We start from the raw sequence: 19783 nt of genomic DNA on the forward strand, positions 1-19783 counted from the left end.
TATTTACAAGCGCATCCCTGCGTATCGACCTGTTACTCCTAAAGTTACTAAAGCTGTTGTAACTAAGAATTCTTCAACAGCTAAGGAGTTAAAGCAACATGATAAGAAAGACAGTACGACATCATCAATCACCGCAAAGCGTTTGGTCAACACCAAAGACCTAAGCCGCGAAGATTGGCTTAAGTTTCGCAGACAAGGCATTGGTAGTTCTGACGCTGCCGCTGCTTGTGGTATTCATCCGTATTTATCCATGCTGGAATTATGGATGATAAAAACAGGGCGCATGACGTCAGATTTTGATGAGTCTAGCGAAAGCTATGCACCGCTATACTGGGGCAACATGTTAGAACCGATAGTTGCCAAGTACTATCAAGCGCATACAGGTAATAAGGTACGCCGCATTCATGCTATTTTGCAGCATCCCGATGCTGATAAAAGCTTTATGCTGGCAAATCTAGATTACCGCATCATCGGCTCTGATGACGTACAGATACTGGAGTGTAAAACCACAGGTGAGTACGGTGCTAAGCTGTGGCGAAATGGCGTACCTCTATACGTCACCTGCCAAGTACAACATCAACTGGCAGTGACAGGTAAACAAGCTGCCCATATCTGCGTACTGCTTTATGGACACGAGGCAAAGATCTATAAGGTTGAGCGTGATGAACGTTTGATTGAATCTATTATCGAGCATGAACGACTGTTCTGGCAGTACGTGGAAACGGACACACCACCAACCCCTGATCATAGCGAGTCGGCAGCATGTGCTTTAAAGCAGCTTTATCCAATCAACAAGCCATCAAGTAAGATGGATTTACGTAACGATGACGGCGCTAATAAATTATTTGAGCAGTTGCTCAGTTACCGTGACTACATGCAAGAGCTAGAGCAGCGTCATGACCAAGTAAAACATCAACTGCAAAGTTTGATAAAAGATAATGAAATCGCTGTCTTTGATAAAGGCGCAATCTCTTGGAAGTGCTCGAAAGACAGTGTGACCTTGGATACGAAAGCGATCATCAAAGCCCATCCTGAGCTGCTGGAAAAGTTTAGTAAAACCCGTCAAGGCAGCCGCCGCTTTGTCGTCTTGGATAACCAGCCACTCTAAATACAACGATCATCAAACTCACAATGCCCAGCTATCCATGCTGGGCTTTTTTATGTCTTAAATGCTTTATTAAACAAATTAGGAGTATCACCATAATTAAAGGTCTTACGATAACCCCGCCTGTACTGGGTCGCATTAGCATTGGTCGTGTCATTGCCAAAGATGGCAAAAAGCTACCTGCTAAGGACGATCAATTTACCATTACCAGCCAAGTACAAAACAAAGATGGCTGGATCAATCACCCACTTGATGAAAAGCTCCGTGCCAATAATGACGGTAAGCTCAGACAAATACCTGTAAGACTGCTGTTTAATGATCCTGCGCTAAACCTTCGAGCAGAATACACACTCTTTGACAGACAAACAGGACGCCCACTTTGTGTAGGTGATGGCGAGCAGTGCCAACGTCGAACGAATAATGGCGTAGAGCAGTTGGCCTGCCCATCACCAGATCGCTGTCCACTAGCCCAAGGCGGTGCTTGTAAGCCCTATGGCAGGCTGTATGTGAATCTAAGTGAAGACGATGAGCTGGGTACGTTCGTCTTTAGAACGACAGGCTTTAATAGTATTCGCACGCTGGCAGCACGCTTAAGCTACTTTTCAGCGGTATCAGGTAACAAGCTGTCTTGCCTGCCATTGCAGCTCACTTTACGCGGTAAAAGTACCACGCAAAGCTATCGCACGCCGATTTACTTTGTCGATTTAACGCTTCGTGATGGCGTGACGCTAAAGGATGCGGTGCAAGATGCGGTTGCCATTGACCGTGAGCTTGGCGAGCACGGTTTTGACCAAGCCGCATTAGAGGCAGCTGCAAAGCAGGGCTATAGCAATTCATGCTTTGAGATTGATAGCGACGACTTACTGGATGTGGTCGAAGAGTTCTATCCCGTAGAGACAGATGCGGCTAATAGCAATCGTCAAGCAAAGTCGCAAAACGATATTACCCCTTATCAGGTCGGTAATATTGAAAGAAGCCTACGAGAGAGTGTGACCGCTGTGAGTTAAGGCAGTGTAAAGATATAACGCATAAAAAAAGAGCTGAATAGTCAGCTCTTTTTTTATTGTCTTAATCAGGACTCATCACGGAAAGGTATAGGACGCCGTAAAAAAATATAGGACTCCCTAACCATATGAGAAGAGATCTTCTCACTAACTTATAAGGAGAGAATCATGGAACAGTTAAACACTACACAACCCGTAATTGAACATTGCAATCATATCCCACAGCTCTTGAGCATCAAAGATGTTATTAGTTATACAGGTCTGAGTCGTTCTTCAATCTATGAGATGATCAATGAAGACTCTGAGCGCTATGACCCTACCTTTCCTAAGAAGGTACAGCTGACGCAGGTTAGGGTCGTGTGGGTCGCAAGTGAGATTGCTGCTTGGATTAATAGCAAGATTGAAGCACGCCCAGTATAGATATGTTAAACCGCCCTACATTCATAATGCGGGCGGCTTGTCTTCTCAATAAATCTAGTCGATTTTATAACAGTAGTGTTACTTATTTGTTGCATAAAAGTTCCCCATACACTATTATCAACAATTTTAGTCAACATTATTAATGTTTTAAAGCGATTTATGCAAATTAAGTTATCAGTAAACTTTTGAAAGCTAATCAGAATTAATTATGAGCAACAGATATTAGGATAATTGATGCAAAATTCTAACGCAGTAAGCTTAAACGAAAACGTAGAGCAAAGCATTGGATCTTCAAATATATTTAAAAATCCTTTGTTATCTGATACTAAAAGATTAAAAGATAATAATGGTGTGAACCGCCCCGGTATTGTCGGAGACTTAACATTCTGAGAGAATACGACAATGAAAAGACAAACCTACACTCCTGAGATTAAAGAACGCGCCGTCCGTATGCTGATCGAAGCAGCAAACGACTATCCCTCCACATGGGCAGCCATTCAAGCCATTGCCCCTAAGATTGGCTGCACGCCTGAAACCCTGCGCTCATGGCACAAGAAGCATATAGATCAAACTATCCCTGCATCGGTACAAGCTCAAAGCCAAGAGCAACGTATTAAAGATCTTGAACGTGAGAACAAAGAACTCAAACAGGCCAATGAGATCATACGTAAGGCAGCCGCTTTTTTCGCCCAGGCGGAGCTCGACCGTCCACCGAAATAATGGTCACATTTATCGATGATCACAAGCAGAAATACGGGATCGAGCCAATCTGTAGAGTACTACCGATTGCCCCATCAACCTACTACCGTACTAAAGACTTGGAGAGTTACCCTGAAAAGCGCTCGTTGCGTCAGCAGCATGACGATTATTATATCAACGAGATTAAACGCATCTGGCAGGACAGTAAATGCCGTTACGGTGTTCGTAAAGTCTGGCAGCAGATGAAGGCAGATGGTATTCATGTGGCTCGTTGTACGGTAGAGCGTTTAATGAAGCAGTATGGTATGCAAGGCATCTGGCGCGGTAAGGGCAAGATCACCACCAATAGCCGTGATGACCAAAAATGCTCTGATGACCTGATTAATCGTAATTTTAATGCCCATCGTCCTAATCAGCTATGGGTAGCTGACTTCACCTATATAAAAACAACTAGCGGCTGGGTATATACCGCTTTTATTATTGACGTGTTTGCCCGTAGCATTGTCGGTTGGAAAGTATCTAATCGCATGAACACGGATATGGTTATGGCTGCGCTAAATCAGGCGATAGCAGACAGGAACAACCCCAAAGATGTGATTCATCACAGTGATCGCGGGGTTCAGTACTTATCCATTCGTTATACTGATAAGATGAAGGACTCTAGCATCATTGCCTCGGTCGGCACGACTGGTGATTCATACGATAACGCACTGGCTGAAACGGTTAACGGGCTGTATAAATCTGAGGTAATTGACTATTTAAAGGAGAATTGGACTGGCGTTAATGATGTTGAACTGGCAACCCTTGAATGGGTGGACTGGTTTAATAAAACACGTCTGCATAGCACGATTGGTTATGTGTCACCTTTTGAGTTTGAAAAGCGGTATTACGATAATTTAACCCTGTCAGGCATCGCTGCCTGACTCAAGTAAATCACTCTCCGATATAGTCGGGGCGGTTCAGTGAGAAAAATACTATTGCTTACCAAGCTCAGACAGCGAAATATAATCTGGATAATGATGTCATTCTGACAGCTCATACACGTAACGAGCTTGAAGAAAGTTTAGCGAAATTAAAATTTCATAAAGTTATCTATGAGGACTGGGGTTTTAGTGAAGTTGATAAAATTGGACGAAGTAGTATTTTGAATTTTTATGGAAGTCCTGGAACTGGTAAAACCTTGACTGCTGAAGCGTTCGCAGGTCGACTGGATTTACCTATCATCAAAGTGGGTATAGCTGAAATAGAAAGCAAGCTCATGGGAGAAACGTCGAAGAACATACAAAAGGTTTTTCAAGACGCTTATGATCAAAATGCGGTTTTATTTTTTGATGAAGCAGACACTTTGCTAGGTAAACGCCTGTCTTCTGTTACTCAGGGCGTAGACAATGAAATTAACGCTATGCGCTCAACCATGCTTATTGAATTAGAGAAGTTTGACGGTATTGTTATCTTTGCAACAAATTTCGCTAAAAACTACGATGAGGCTTTTCGCTCACGTATCACGTATCACGTTGAATTTATACTTCCTGACTTAGACACTCGCAAAAAGCTTTGGTCAAGGATGTTAGTGGCAAAAATTCCATTGGCTGATGAGAGGGATAGTCTACTTAATCAATGTGCAGAACTATCAGATGGTTTTTCAGGCCGTGAAATTAGAACTTGTATGCGGTTAGCTTTACCAAAAGCATTAATGCAGTCGGGTGTATCAATTGAAGAGGCGACCTTAAGTGTTGATCATCTGACATCAGCTATCGAAAACGTAAGAAAGTCCCAAAGGGAAGTTGGTAGCAATACCGATACTAGTAGTAAACGTAAATTTGCAGCTAAAGAAGCTTTGATCGCAAAAAAACTACTAGGTACAGCAGAGAGATCTTCAGATAAAGAAGAGTTGCTAGAACAGTAAGATAATGATGGTTAGGTAATATATTATACATTTAGGGGACGAAAATGGGTTGGTTAAGTAGTGCATGTTCATGGGTAGCTAGTGCCGCTAGTAGCGTTGTTTCTTATGCTTCAGAAAAGGTCAGTCAGGGTCTATCTTGGGCAAGAGAAAAAGCTGCAAAGGCTTGTGATTGGATAGCTGAAAAAGGCGAGGGCTTTATTGATAAAGTTAAAGATGTTTATAGAAAAGTGAAGCCTTTTTTACAGAAAGTAAAACCGTGGCTTGAGAAAGCAGCACTAATCGCTCCATTTCCATGGCTAAAAACGGGACTAGAGGTTACTGCCAAAGCGATTGACACATTATTGGCGTTAGAAAACAGCCCAGTATTACATGCTCTAGAAAAAGCAGCTAGAAAGACTATTAAGTTTGCTCAGTTTGTAAAGGAAAGGTATCTAACGCCAGAAGAAGTAGAGGAAGCTAAAGAAAACCGTGATGCCTTTATGCAAGCTGAGCAACAGTATGAGTCACAATTAAGTGAAGAGCAACAAAAAGCATTACAACTGAATGAAATGTTGAATAATTATGGAATTTTGAAAGTAGAGTTAAGGGATGTTCTAGAGATGGGTGTTGTGGACTTTCAGCATTATTTGAGGTTGAGAGCTACACAAAAGCTGTTAGATATGACAGAGCAAAAAATCATCGCAGTTGAAAGTATTGACGACATCAATAGTGACGATATTTACTTGATTAAGACAGCAGAGAGCCTGTTATCTACTGCACAGCTTTCTGATGATGACGCTATTAGACTCGACAGCATCATTCAAGAGCGTTTTGGCAAGTCTCTAATACCGTTCGTCTTTGAAGAGTTAATGGTAGTCTGGGTTGAGAAACAACAGTCTTTAGAACAAGAGTGGGCTGAATTGAGTAAGAAGCTATCTAAAGACAGAGTGTTAAAAACCCGTTTAGATGTTGCAATGCGTACCTCAGAGCTAACAGAAGAAGAAGCCGCGATTCATAGCGAGTTACTGACCAAAATGAATGGAGAGCAAACCAAGCTTACTCGTTTAGATAGCGAGCGTCGCTCAATGAAAAGCTATGTTTATGCTGCAGAAGGTTTTATGCAAATTCTAGAAAAGGATGATGTAACTTTAGAAGCTGAAGACAAGGATTACCTTTTAGAGGATAGTGAGGAGATTGCTAGCATCATTATGCGTGTTGCACAGAATAACGTTGCTTGGGAGTCTTTAACTGATGATGAGCAAAGTCTCATTACAGACTATGCCAATATTTTTGAGGCAGAAGGTAAAGCGCGTGCAGATAAACTAAAACAACAAATTGAAGTGGGAGTAGCAGCTTAATGAAAATAGCAGAGATTGGTGCGTTCTTAAATCCATTCGGCGAAACGCTGTCTACTGTCTTTGTAGTGAGTCTCATCATTTTGACCATCGCTACTGTTATATGGTTATTAGTTTCAGCTAAAGAAACTAACTGGGAAGCCAACTGGCATGGTGGTGACCTAGATGACGATACAAATAATTTCGCAGGTGAACATGGTTCTGTGCAGGAATTAAGCGAAGCCGTTGCTACGAAAGCTGAAAAAGTGGCTGAGATTATGCCTAGTATGCTACTTATTGTCGGGCTGCTAGGTACTTTTTTAGGATTAGGTATTGCGCTTAATAAGGCATCTACTGTACTTGCAATGGCAGATACAGCTGGAATGGATTCAGCCATGACTCAGTTGATGGGTTTAATGGATGGTTTGGGTGCCAAATTCAAAACCTCTACTTGGGGTATTCTCTGTTTCATTATCCTTAATTTGCTATTTAATATCTTTGGGTTCCAAGAAAAACGTCTCGTATGGGCAGTTAAAAAGGTTCGTGAAGAAGCTCAAGAAAAAGAAAGGATGTTGAATACTAAAGAGGTAGAACGACATCAAATAATGATTGATGTATTAAAAAATATTGATAATAGCTCTCAAAAGCACAGCCAAACGCTTATAGATACCATCAGGACACTACAAGAGAAAAATAGTAAAGAGTTGAATAATAGTTTTTTAATATTTGGACAAATAAGAAACGATATTAATAATAATAGTCGATTATTGATTGATAGTTTTAATAAATCACAAGAGAATAACTTGGTAGAATATGGAAGATTATTTAAACAAGTCCAAGACAGTCTTGATAAGAACAATAATGTAACTACCGCGAGTTCGGAAAAGAGTATTGCAGAGCTGCAAAAAATTGCTAGTTACAACCAAGCCACACAAAAATCCATGCAGGATTTTGTTGAGAATACAGTTCACAGTATGGCATCAATTGGAAGCTCTGCAGATAAAATGGCTTTAGCAGCGACTGCTGTCGGTAGCTCTGCAGAAGGTCTTAATGATGTGGTTGAAAACTTACGTAACGAGCTTGAAGGCGTTATGGAAATGATCAAGCAAGATCTGTCAGAAACTATCAATAACATGGGTAATAGTTTCGAAGAAAACATGTCAACTATGTCCAAAAGTATGGGACAAGCGACTTTAGGTATATCGAAAGCTGTTGATGAATTATCTACAAGCGTTGATGAAACTATGAAAGAAGTAACCAACGTGATCGGTGAATCAATGAATCTACAACGTAAGTCTGCTGATGAATTTACATTGACAAGTACTATTTTAAATGAAAAAGTAGCTGCAATGACCAACTTAATCGATCAACTATCGGGCGATATAACTAGTGGACTAAAAGCGGTATCTGAAAGTGGGCGTCGCATGAAGTCACTTGATGCACGCTATGAGAAATACTCAGAATTGATTGAAAAAATTACGGAGACCAATCAACAGCTATTGAATGGTAATCAGAAAATTACAAGCTATTTACCACAGGTTATTGAAGCAATGCCGAATCTTAGTAGTGGTATCAATCATAATTTATCTGAATCTGTAAAAATACAACGTGATTCAACTAATATTTTCGCTCAGTTATCAGATGATATCAAAAATGCGCTAACAGTCATATCTCAAAGTGCAGATAGATTAGAGTCATTAAATTCGCGCTATGAGAGTTATTCTATACTGGTAGACAGCATCACCCGGAGCAATGAAAAGTTACTTGCTAAAATTGATAGCAAAGCTATAGCATAAGGGTGTACTTAAATGCAAAAAAAACCAAGTGAATGGATATCTATTGCGGATTTAATGTCAGGTGTCATGGCAGTAGTGATGCTACTACTTGTTATATCTGTATTGCAGAATACATATGCTGAAATGAAACATAAGCAAGAAATGGAAAGTAGCCAGCAAAACGAACATCAGCAAATAGCAACTTTATTAGAAGATATTCAATCTTCAGTTACCGAACAAGGTGCAGGAGATTTAATTGATTTTAATCTAGATCAAAGTAAAATTACGTTAAAAGATAACGTTTTTGCTAGAGGTAGCGCTTGTATTACTCCAGAAGCAAAAATAGCATTTAGCAATATAGAAGATAAGATCACGAGTTTTTTGGAACAGTCTTCGAACGCTAGAATATTTGTGGAAGGTCATACAGATAATATTCCAGTATCACAGCCTGTGACAGATTACCAACGATTTTGCACAGTATATGATGACAACTATACTTTATCAGCTGCAAGAGCTAGAGAGGCACGCAAACTCCTAGTCGGACAATTAGATAGTTCTATAGCAAAGCGTATTATTGTAGCTGGTTACGGTGACTCTCAGCCTATCAAAGGCATAACTCCTGAAGACGATGCTAATAGACGTGTTGAAGTGAGGCTAGCATTGTAGTAAAGACACGATGAAAATCATTTGAATGATAAATATGTTCATTAACTGGTTTAGAAGTTTTGCGCTTTGTGATAACTATAGCTCTCGCACCACACACATACAAGGATTAGGGTAATCCTCCCAATAAATAAGAACACTCATAAATAGAGAGTAACTGCTAGAATACATCAGCAGGAGAATCCTATGAAAAAGACACGCTTTAGCGACAACCAAATCGTCAACATCCTAAAACAAGCCGAACAAGGCGTTCCTATCACTGAGCTGTGCCGCGAGCATAACATCAGCCAAAGTACCTTTTACAACTGGCGCTCAAAGTATGGCGGCATGGATGCCTCTTTAATTGCGCGCTTAAAAGAACTTGAAGTTGAAAATGCACGTCTTAAGAAGATGTATGCTGATGAATGTCTTAAGTCCGATATTCTACAGGATGCCATGACAAAAAAGTGGTAGCGCCCCAAAGGCGCCTGAAACTAAGGCATTTTGTAATTCTTCGTGATTGTTGCTCATGATAATGATGCCTTAAGTTGCTCTACAATGGGAATATCGGCTGCTGCCCAATCCAAACTATCAAGCTCAGCTACCTTTAGCCATAGTCCTTCTATATGCTCGTCAAGCGTTAGCTCACGGCTTTGAGTATTGCAAACAAAACTATGCATAACGATATTAAAATCTGGATAACTGTGCTCAATGGTCAAAAATAACCGTTTGACACTAATGGTCATATTGAGCTCTTCTTGAATTTCGCGTGTTAGGGCTTGTGCTAGGGATTCGTCATTTTCGACTTTACCTCCTGGGAATTCAAACTTTTTAGAAAGGTAGGGGTATTTATTTTCGCCGCGCCGGGTACATAAAATCTTGCCATCATGAACAATAATGGCGGCGACAACTTCAATTGTTTTCATATTTTATCTCTACTGCTTACTTAATAAGATCGGTTGCGATTCTTTAAAGCCTATATAGTTCATGACTTTGGATAATCGTTGGTTGATTATAGTCGATATAGCAGTACGCAAGCTACAATATAGAAAACTGCACTTAATAATAAGATTTAGACTATGAATAAAGTAACCAACCACCAGCTCAAATATTTTGCTTGGGAAATTACTAAGCAGCGTAGTAGCTCCGACGACGCACGTATTGCGCAGTCGCTATTCGATGCTCAGGTTGACGTAAACCCACACCAGATTGAAGCGGCATTATTTGCGCTAAGCAATCCTTTGAGCCGTGGTGTGGTATTGGCTGACGAAGTAGGCTTAGGTAAAACTATTGAGGCTGCATTAGTGCTATGCCAATATTGGGCAGAGTATCGCAGACATTTATTGATTGTTTGTCCAGCATCGTTACGGAAGCAATGGGCGTTAGAGCTGCAAGATAAATTTAATTTACCTGTACAGGTATTAGACGCTACCACTTGGCGAAAGCTACGCGAAGACGGTGTCTATAATCCTTTTGAAAATAAAAAGATTACGGTTATCTCGTATCCATTCGCAACTCGTATGGAGCATGAACTAGCAAAGATACCTTGGGATATGGTGGTTATTGATGAAGCTCACCGATTGCGTAATGCTCATCGTCCTAGTAACAAAACAGGCAATAGCTTCAAGAAATCTTTAGTTGCGCGCAGTAAACTACTCTTAACAGCAACGCCTTTGCAAAACTCATTAATGGAGCTATATGGACTGAGCACTATTATCGATGAGCACCTTTTTGGAGATGATAAAGCGTTTCGCCGTCAATACGTCAATCAAGATAACTTGCCAGCACTAAAGCGTCGCTTAGATCAATTTGTGCATCGTACGCTACGTAAAGACGTTTTGGAGTATATCCCTTATACCAAGCGTCATGCTTTGACTGTACCTTTTACGCCGAGTGATATAGAGCAACGTTTGTATGATCAAATTAATAGCTATTTACAGCGCGAGTTTAGCTATGCCTTTCCTGTACAACAGCGTCATCTCATTACTATCGTTTTGCGTAAACTGCTTGCTTCATCTACAGCTGCGGTTATCGCAACATTAGAGTCAATACGTACTCGCTTGCAAGCTCTTTTAGACAATCAGACCATTGATGCTGAATGGATAGAGCATTTTATTGCTGATGAAGATATAGATGAAGAGCTTATCGAAGAGGATGAGGACGAGTATAGCGAATATGAAAATCGCGGCGTTGATGCAGATTTGCTTAAATCTGAGATTAAAGAGGTCGATCATTATCTTGCTTTAGCTCATGAAATTGATGAAGACCGTAAGTCTTATGCGCTATTGACAGCATTGGAGCGCGGCTTTGCTCGTATGTTTGAAATGGGTGCACCAAAAAAGGCCGTGATATTTACTGAGTCACGCCGTACGCAAACCTATCTTTTAGAGTTTTTGCAGTCTCATGGTTTTGATGGCAAGGTAGTTGCTTTTAACGGTAGTAATAATAGCCCAGTCAATACAGGTATTTATCATAGGTGGTTAGCTAAACATGTCGGCAGTGATAGAGTAACAGGCTCATCCTCAATAGACAGACGTACAGCGTTGATCGATTACTTCAGAGATGACGCTGAGATTATGATTGCTACTGAAGCGGCAGCAGAAGGGGTTAACTTACAGTTTTGCTCTTTAGTCGTGAATTATGATTTACCATGGAATCCACAAAGAGTGGAGCAGCGTATTGGTCGCTGTCATCGCTATGGCCAGGCCTTTGATGTTGTCGTAGTGAACTTTATTAATGAGCGCAACGCTGCTGATAAGCGAGTGATGGAGCTGCTTAGTGAAAAGTTTGATCTATTTGAAGGTGTATTTGGCGCATCGAACGAAATACTAGGATCGATAGAAAGCGGTATTAACTTTGAGAAACGTATTCTTGAAATTTACGATAAGTGCCGTACCAACCAAGAGATTGAAGCAAGCTTTAATAAGCTACAGTCTGAGCTTGAAGCCCAGATCAATCAAAAAATGCTACAAACTCGTGACCTTCTATTAAAGCATTTTGATGCAGATATTCATGAATTGCTGAAGATTCATAAGCAGCGTGCTGAAGAGCAATTGGATCGTATCAGTAATTTCTTTTGGACGATTAGCCGAGCGCTACTTGCACCTTATGCTGACTTTCATCCTAGTCAGCTCCACTTCACCTTGCATACATCGCCTAGTCCGGATATCAAGGTAGGGGATTATCAGCTCATCCGTAAAGGCGAGTCTGTCCCTGATAATACCTACATATATCGTCTCACGCATCCACTTGGTGAGTATGTACTAAATAAGGCAAAGTACCTACCCACTGAGACTGTGAAGATAAACTTTGATTACAGCAATTATGATAAAAAAGTATCCAGTCTTGAGCCATTAGTAGGACACTCAGGATGGTTGTCGCTTAGCTTACTGTCATTAGACTCTTTTGCTAAAGAAGAGCATTTAATACTGACAGGCATGACTGACAATGATACCGTCTTAGATGCTGATATCTGCGAGCGTATTTTGCGTTTAGAAGGAGTAGTGGTTGAAGATACAATAACGACAGCTATTCCGAAACTATTTACTGATACAATCGAATTTCAGCATAAAAACAAACTAAGCGAGGCGCTTGATAATAATCAGGTATTTTTTAAACGTGAGCAGGAAAAGATTGAGCAGTGGGCAGATGACCATATGGCCTCAGCAGAAGCGGCGCTTGATGATATCAAACTAAAAATACGCAGCCTAAAGCGTGAAGCACGCCAAGCCAGCACTATTGACGAGCAAAAACAAAAGCAAGAGCAGCTCAAAAAGGCAGAACGTGAGCAGCGTAAACTGCGGCAAAACATCTTTGATGTCACTGATGAGATTGAGGACAGACGCGATACCTTAATAGAAAACCTAGAGCAGATGATGCACAAAAAAAGCCAGTTTGAAACGTTTTATCACATCCGCTGGCAGATATGCTGAAACCGTTTTTCACTAGCACGGTTTATATTTTTTAAGTTATCAAAACCCTGATCTGCTATAATATTTGGTTAATTTTTACTCTCTTAGAGCTAGCTTGGTGTGAAGCACTAAAACCAAGCTGGCTCATTTTGTCATGGACACTATGACAAAATACTGCGCTAGCAACATAGAAACATTGAAGGATGACTCATGAGCCAATACGCCAATCTCAATCAAAAACTAAAAAACATCTTTCAAATTGATCGCCCTGATCTTGATTTTGGTATCTATCGCATCTTGAATGCTCGTCGTCGTGAGATTAGCGATTATTTAGATAATCGTCTGAAAACCAAGGTAGAGACCTATTTAGCAGACGCCAAAAGCGATGTACATGACAGTCAGCTAGAGAGCATAACCAATCAAATAAAAGAGGAGTTTGGCAAGCGTGCGTTCGATGATGCTGGCAACTTAGTTAGCGATACGGCTATGGAAAGTCCACTAGGCGAGCAGTACGCGCAGCTGCGTGAGCACTCAGATAGCAGCTTTGATCAAGCGCAAGTGTTTAGTCATCTGTACACCTTCTTTAGTCGCTATTATGATGAGGGCGACTTTATCAGTCAGCGTCGCTATAAAGGTGACACCTATGCCATTCCTTACTCTGGCGAAGAAGTGATGCTGCACTGGGCGAATAAAGATCAGTACTATACCAAGTCAGGTGAGATGTTTAGCAATTACCGTATTCGCTTCAACTCGATAGGTGAATCAGACAAATCCGTCTTATTCCGTCTACTGTCTGCTGATACGGCAAAGGACAATCAAAAAGACAATGATAAAAACCGTCGCTTCGTTATTCTCTCTAAGCCAAAGACGGTAACTCGTACCGATGAAGACGGCGAGGAATATGAGGAAACCGTATATCCTATAGAGCTTAATGACGCTGGCGATGAGCTGACAGTTTGGTTTGAATATGCGGTCATGGATAGCAAAGCCAAGCAAGATAAGCTTAATGCAGAAGCTCATGACGATATATTAGCAAATAACAAAGTTAGTGCAGCATGGGCTACCTTACTTAAGCATCCAGCACCAACCGAAAAACAATCTGATCGTGACTTACTGCGTAAGCATCTAGATACTTATACGCAAAAGAATACTGCCGATTATTTCATTCATAAAGACTTGGGTAAATTCTTAAATAATGAGCTGGACTTTTATATCAAAAACGAAGTCATGCATTTAGATGATGTGGTTAATAGCTCGGGCTTTATGGAGATAGAGCGTCAGCTTGCACTTATTAAATGCTTACGCAAAATTGGCCGTGAGTTAATTGACTTTTTAGCGTCGCTAGAAAACTTTCAAAAGAAGCTATGGCTTAAAAAGAAGTTTGTAGTGTCGAGCCACTATTGCATTACGCTTGATCGTGTCGATGAGGCGCTATACAGCGATATCGCTGATAACGAAGCCCAGTGGCAGCAGTGGGAGAGCTTAGGGTTTAAGGTGGCTGATGATAGCTTGCCGCATTGGGGCAGTACGCAGTATCTAGAAGAGCATCCGTATCTGATGGTGGATACCAGCTTGTTTGATCTGGCGTTTAAAGCCAAGCTATTAAATAGTCTTGATGATTTGGATGAACAGACAGATGGCTTGATCATTCATGGTGATAATTTTCAAGCATTGAATTTAATGCAAGAAAATTTTCAAGAGAAAGTTCAATGTGTTTATATTGATCCTCCTTATAATACTGGAGACGATGGTTTTATTTATAAAGATAAGTATAAATCATCCACATGGTTATCAATGTTTAACGATAGATTTGAATTAATTTCTGAATTACTCAAGGCAGATGGTTTAACATTTTGTAGTATAGGTGATCACGAACAAGAATATTTAGCTTCATTGATTAGACAAAACTTTCTTAAAAGTAGCTTATTTGCAACTTTAATCTGGGAGAAAAAGAAAAAAGGTAGTTTCTTGAGTGGACATATAGCTAGTATGAAAGATTATGTTCTTTGTATAGCTAAAGATATAGACCGTTTTGAAGGTTTGGTAGGTGAGGTCGCTACTGGTACAGAGACCTATCCATGTGTCAATGCTAGTAATCCAAGAGAAATCAGAAGAATCGAGCCAGGAATTGCCAGCAAATATAGAGAGAGTGATTTTATTCTAGCTAGTGGTAGTACAATAAGTGCTGGAAGTATGAACTTAATTCTTAAATCAGACTTAGTTATTAAAGATAGTGTATTGATAGAGCCCTTAGAAATTGAAGGTAATTGGCGTTATTCCCAAAGTAGCATGAATGAATATGCAGAATTGAATGAGCTTTATATTACACAAGACTTATATTTAAGGAGGATAGTAAACCATCCTAGATATAAAAGACTAAAAGACTTATTGCCAAGGGTAGGGTCAGCTGGTGAAAGTGATTTTAGAGCTTATGATATTGACAATCTGAATTTATACGGCTGGGGATCCAATGAAGACGCTAATGATGAGCTATTCCAGTTATTAGGAAAGCAGTATGAAATACCATATCCTAAACCTTCTAAGTTAATAACACTTCTTTTGGCTTCAGTAAGAAAAAAAGAAGGTTTATATGCAGATTTTTTTGCGGGAAGTGGTACATCTGCGCATGCAGTAATTAACTTAAATCGTGAAGATAATGGTAACCGTAAATATCTTCTAGTTGAGCAAGGTGAATATTTTGACACTGTAGTTAAGCCACGTATTCAAAAAGTAGTGTATAGCGAAGACTGGAAAGACGGTCAGCCGTTATTACCTAAAAAAATAGAAGATGAAGCTAATCCGTATCAAGGCATTGGCCATTGTCTGAAGGTTATTAAGTTAGAAAGCTATGAAGATACGCTCAATAACTTGGAGCTGAACCGTAGTCAAGCCCAAGAAGACCTATTTGCTGACTTAACGCCTACTCAGCAAGACGATTACCTGATGCACTATATGCTTGATATTGAGAGCAAGAACTCATTACTTAACGTCGCTGACTTTCATAACCCCTTTGACTATCAGCTTAAAATTACCGCTGATAGTGCGGGCGCTTATACTGTTCAAAACATTGATCTTATTGATACCTTTAATTATCTGATTGGGCTTAAAGTTAAAAATGTGAACTACCAATTAAAACGTGGTTTTGTTGAAGTTTTTGGTGATTTATTAAATGGGGATCCAGTCGCAGTAATATGGCGAGATTGCAATATTATTGGATATGAAGAGTTAGATGAACTACTACGAACACTTCGTATAAATCCCTTAGATCATGATTATAAGTACATTTATATCAATGGCGATCACAACATCAACAGTAAATTATCCAAAAAAGATGATGGTAGTAGTGAGTTAAAAGTCCGCTCAATAGAGCAGGTATTCCTTGAGCGTATGTTTGCAGAGTAAGTTATGACTAAATCCAGTAAAACAAAAAGCAAAAAAATAAACTTTCATGAACAGCTGATACTGACGCAGTGGCTGTGGTCAAAGTTTAATCCGAGCAGTATAGAAGGGATGCAGCATCTTTTAGACTCACCTGAGCACCAAGGTATAGAGCTTGAAGGTGATAATGCAGGTCAAAGTAAATTCTTTACTCGGCTGACTAGTGACTTAGTCGGTAAGCAGACCTTAAGTATTGATACGCTAAGACATTATGATGGAAACATCGTCCGCCACTGGCTACAAATCAGCGAGGCTCGTAATGAGAAAGAAAATAGTGAGCTGAATCCTAAGTATTTTCAGTATTTATCACTCCTATTTACTGAGTGCTATTTAGATCACTATTTTAACCATACGGAGCAGATGCTAGCGGAGCTTAACGATACGCTTGCCGCCTACAACACAGATAAAAACGACAGTGAAATCCTTCAGCCCTACGTCGCTGAAGATCTAAACAAAGTGGCGTATTGGAGCGCTACAGGTAGCGGTAAGACACTGCTCATGCATGTTAATATCTTGCAGTATCAATACTACATCGAGCAAGCGGATCATAGCGATAAGATTGAGCAAATTATCTTACTGACACCTAATGATGGCTTGAGTCAGCAGCATCTAGAAGAGTTTGCTATATCTGGTATCGATGCCATGATATTTAACAAACATAGATCCCGCGATCAGTTCTTAAATTATGTGCAAATCATCGATATTAATAAACTCGCTGATCGGGATGGTGACAAGACAGTAGCGGCTGAGTCTTTAGAAGGTCAAAACCTTGTACTCATTGATGAAGGACATCGCGGTACTAGTAGTGGTGGCGTGTGGATGGGCTACCGTGATACTTTGACCAAAAACGGCTTTAGTTTTGAGTACTCAGCGACATTTGGGCAAGCGATTAATAAGTCCAACAACGTCATTAAGCAAGAAGAAGACGAGCGGAAAAGCAAAGCGAAAATGCTCTACGGTACTAGAGCCTTAACCAAGCTCGATGGTGCGCAGCTAAAGTCACTAGCACTGGACGAGCTGGAAAAGCAAAAGGCACGCCGTGAAGCCCTACGTGAGGTTTATGCCAAAAACATCTTATTTGATTACTCTTATAAGTACTTCTACCAAGACGGCTACGGTAAAGAAGTCAATATTCTTAATATGAAAAAAGGCGAAAGCCCTGACAGCCAGCAGCTCTACTTAACCGCTTGTTTACTGACCTTTTATCAGCAGCAGTACTTGTATGCTCATAATGTGGCTCGTCTTGAACCCTTCAAAATCGAAAATCCACTTTGGGTATTTGTCGGTAACAAGGTTAACGATGATGATTCAGATATTTTGACCATTATTAAATTTTTGGCAGACTTTTTGGATAGTCGTTCTAAGGCTGAAACAATAAGCTGGCTACATGACTTTATTACCAATACATCACGTCTGGTTGATAACAAAGGCAATAACATCTTCCTTAATCGCTTCAATGCTTTGCACGGCAAAAAGGCAGAAGTTATTTATCAAGATATCCTTAGTCTGTTCTTCAATGCCAGTAGTAATCAACGCCTAAACGTCATTCGCATCACCCAAAATACCGGCGAGCTGCGCTTACAAGTGGGTGAAAACGAGCCATTTGGAGTGATAAACGTAGGTGATGAAAAAGGACTATTCGATCAGTGCGAAAAACTGACAGAGAGCTATTATCTAAATGCGCGTACGGATGCATTTAACCCATCGCTATTTGACACCATTAACGATGACAACAGCAAAACCAATCTACTTATCGGCTCACGTAAGTTTACTGAAGGCTGGAGCAGTTGGCGTGTCTCTACCATGGGTCTGCTGAACATGGGCAAAGGGGAAGGCTCGCAAATTATTCAGCTGTTTGGTCGTGGCGTGCGTCTAAAGGGGGAGGATTACTCCCTTAAACGCACTCCGCACAACATATATAGTCGAGGTGAGTATCAAGACTTGCATCTTGATCTATTGCAAACCATCAATATCTTTGGCTTGCATGCTGACTATATGGAACAATTCCGTGAATACCTAAATGATGAAGGGATCGTTCTAAATCAGGATCTAGTGACGCTAGACTTTAAGACCAATCGTATCAAAGCGCCGCATCGGCTCAAAACTTTGACGCTTAAAGACGGTTACAAAGACAATCAGCCAAACGGCTTCAAAGCGCAAATGAAGCTATCGCTGTTTGAGATACCTAAACAGTATCAAGGGAAAATTAAAAAGCCTTTTGTCGTGCTAGACTTATACCCACGTTTGCAGGCTTATCATACCGATAAACGCAAACGCAATGAAGACCTACAAGATAAACGCCAAGAGCAAGAGATATCACCGAGCATCATGCCGTTCTTTGACTTTGACTGGCTGTACTTGCAGCTACAAAAGTATAAGATGCAGCGCGGCTATACTAATATTCGTATTGATCTTAAAGAGCTACGCGCATTTTGCTGTGAACCAATAAAGAATACTCACGATGATTGGTACACCTTATTGGTAGATGGTGAAAAGCTCACACAAGATGTAAGTGGTATTCGCTTTCAGCAAAGCGTTCTGCTAGAGCTACTACAGGCATACATGGACAGATTTTATAAGACTATGAAAAATGCTTACGAAGGTCAGTATTATGAAGTGACTGAGTTTGAAGTAGGCGATGATGACTTGCCCGTACATATGTGTGATAAGTACGTGTTTACATCAAAAGAAGGTCAGAATAGCGAAGCTCAAGAATACTTTGATCGCCTCGATAAGCTGCAAGAGATTGTCAATAAAGGGCAACTAGATAAGGTCAAATGGGAAGATGGTAGCCTGCGTACCGTCGTATTTGATAAGCATCTGTACTATCCTTTGTTTAGTAAAAATGATGACAGTTTACCGTTTACGTGGTCGCCTGCTGTTTTTGATTATGATAGGAAGGGCGAGAGCAGTGAGGTCAAGTTTGTTGATGATTTGCAGCAGTATATTAACTCAGCTAAACAGATCGATGTGCTAAAGGACTATCATGTCTATCTATTACGTAATCCTGATAACCGCTATAAAGGCTTAGGTTTTGCCTTGGCAGGTAATTTTTATCCAGACTTCTTGTTATGGCTTATACATAAAGAGACAGGACAGCAGTATCTAACATTGATTGATCCTAAAGGTATTCGTAACATGAGCACCGATGATGCCAAGATTAATCTGTATAAGCAGATTAAAGAGCTTGAGAGCCAGTTAGACAATGATCTTGTACTCAATAGCTTTATCTTAACCACCACACCGCTAAGAGAGCTTATCAATAACTCACTTAGCGAAGACGAGCTAAAAGAGCGTAATGTATTATTTATGGTAGGCAATCAGACAGCTTATTTGGATGATATGTTTAGTGGGATATTGGGTTGAGTTCGAACGAATAATCTAATAAATGAAAAGCTGAATTGGTATAACTAACCATTTCAGCTTATATGTTTAATACATCAAGAATATCTATAAACTGAATATAGGATAGTTATTAGTAATATCATAACTGTTTGACTTTAAGTAGCTTAGTAAAGCTACTTCATAACTTTTCTATGTGGAGTAAGGGTATTGACTTGTAGCGTGCTT

At 40.3% G+C, this 19783-nt stretch carries 13 protein-coding genes, 1 pseudogene and 1 other annotated feature; of the genes and pseudogenes, 13 read left to right on the forward strand and 1 reads right to left on the reverse strand.

Going from position 1 to position 19783, the window contains the following annotated elements; translation table 11 throughout:
- Nucleotide 1: 1 nt before the first annotated feature.
- The 10 genes and pseudogenes from AOT82_RS13385 to AOT82_RS13430 all read left to right on the forward strand — a co-directional run.
- On the forward strand, nt 2–1108 hold the full coding sequence (locus tag AOT82_RS13385) for a YqaJ viral recombinase family nuclease (RefSeq protein ID WP_442965721.1): 1107 nt from the start codon (nt 2–4) through the stop codon (nt 1106–1108).
- A gap of 92 nt (nt 1109–1200) precedes the next feature.
- The gene (locus AOT82_RS13390) at nt 1201–2112 is read left to right on the forward strand and encodes a recombination directionality factor (protein WP_071003799.1); all 912 of its coding nucleotides are present in this window, start codon (nt 1201–1203) and stop codon (nt 2110–2112) included.
- 165 nt (nt 2113–2277) lie between these two features.
- Complete coding sequence (locus tag AOT82_RS13395) at nt 2278–2529, forward strand: helix-turn-helix transcriptional regulator (RefSeq protein WP_071003555.1); 252 nt, start codon at nt 2278–2280, stop codon at nt 2527–2529.
- Nucleotides 2530–2763: 234 nt separating this feature from the next.
- Entirely contained in the window at nt 2764–2919 is a 156-nt protein-coding gene (locus AOT82_RS13880) for a hypothetical protein (RefSeq protein WP_156771000.1), read from the forward strand.
- A 12-nt stretch (nt 2920–2931) separates the two neighbouring features.
- A protein-coding gene (locus AOT82_RS13405; protein ID WP_379542907.1) for an IS3 family transposase occupies nt 2932–4151 on the forward strand; the annotation gives its coding sequence in 2 pieces (ribosomal slippage) (nt 2932–3208 and nt 3208–4151; 1221 coding nt in all).
- Nucleotides 3207–3323: a sequence feature (AL1L pseudoknot), on the forward strand. Its footprint overlaps the gene before it by 117 nt.
- A gap of 221 nt (nt 4152–4372) precedes the next feature.
- A complete protein-coding gene (locus AOT82_RS13410; protein WP_227517159.1) occupies nt 4373–5134 on the forward strand; it encodes an ATP-binding protein in 762 nt (253 codons plus the stop codon).
- Between the two features lie 44 nt (nt 5135–5178).
- Nucleotides 5179–6471, forward strand: a complete 1293-nt coding sequence (locus AOT82_RS13415; protein ID WP_071001252.1) for a hypothetical protein — start codon at nt 5179–5181, stop codon at nt 6469–6471.
- Nucleotides 6471–8243: a hypothetical protein gene (locus AOT82_RS13420; protein ID WP_071003556.1), complete on the forward strand. Its 1773-nt coding sequence runs from the start codon at nt 6471–6473 to the stop codon at nt 8241–8243. Before AOT82_RS13415 ends, AOT82_RS13420 begins: the two co-directional genes overlap by 1 nt.
- Nucleotides 8244–8255: 12 nt before the next feature.
- The gene (locus tag AOT82_RS13425; protein WP_071003557.1) at nt 8256–8888 is read left to right on the forward strand and encodes an OmpA/MotB family protein; all 633 of its coding nucleotides are present in this window, start codon (nt 8256–8258) and stop codon (nt 8886–8888) included.
- 183 nt (nt 8889–9071) lie between these two features.
- Nucleotides 9072–9332 (forward strand): annotated as a pseudogene (locus tag AOT82_RS13430) (transposase); the annotation flags it as partial.
- A 59-nt stretch (nt 9333–9391) separates the two neighbouring features.
- On the opposite strand, the gene AOT82_RS13435 reads toward AOT82_RS13430, so the two are convergent.
- Nucleotides 9392–9790: a (deoxy)nucleoside triphosphate pyrophosphohydrolase gene (locus AOT82_RS13435; protein WP_071003559.1), complete on the reverse strand. Its 399-nt coding sequence runs from the start codon at nt 9788–9790 to the stop codon at nt 9392–9394.
- Between the two features lie 153 nt (nt 9791–9943).
- Here AOT82_RS13435 and AOT82_RS13440 point away from each other — a divergent pair, with 153 nt between their 5' ends.
- The 3 genes from AOT82_RS13440 to AOT82_RS13450 all read left to right on the forward strand — a co-directional run bounded on the left by AOT82_RS13440 (nt 9944) and on the right by AOT82_RS13450 (nt 19579).
- Nucleotides 9944–12796 (forward strand): SNF2-related protein, encoded by a 2853-nt coding sequence (locus AOT82_RS13440; protein WP_071003560.1) that lies wholly within the window; start codon nt 9944–9946, stop codon nt 12794–12796.
- A gap of 189 nt (nt 12797–12985) precedes the next feature.
- Nucleotides 12986–16177, forward strand: a complete 3192-nt coding sequence (locus AOT82_RS13445; RefSeq protein ID WP_071001256.1) for a site-specific DNA-methyltransferase — start codon at nt 12986–12988, stop codon at nt 16175–16177.
- A 3-nt stretch (nt 16178–16180) separates the two neighbouring features.
- Entirely contained in the window at nt 16181–19579 is a 3399-nt protein-coding gene (locus tag AOT82_RS13450; RefSeq protein ID WP_071001257.1) for a DEAD/DEAH box helicase family protein, read from the forward strand.
- The last annotated feature ends 204 nt before the right edge of the window (nt 19580–19783 follow it).

Source organism: Psychrobacter sp. AntiMn-1 (assembly GCF_001854065.1).
Taxonomy (GTDB): Bacteria; Pseudomonadota; Gammaproteobacteria; order Pseudomonadales; family Moraxellaceae; genus Psychrobacter; species Psychrobacter pacificensis.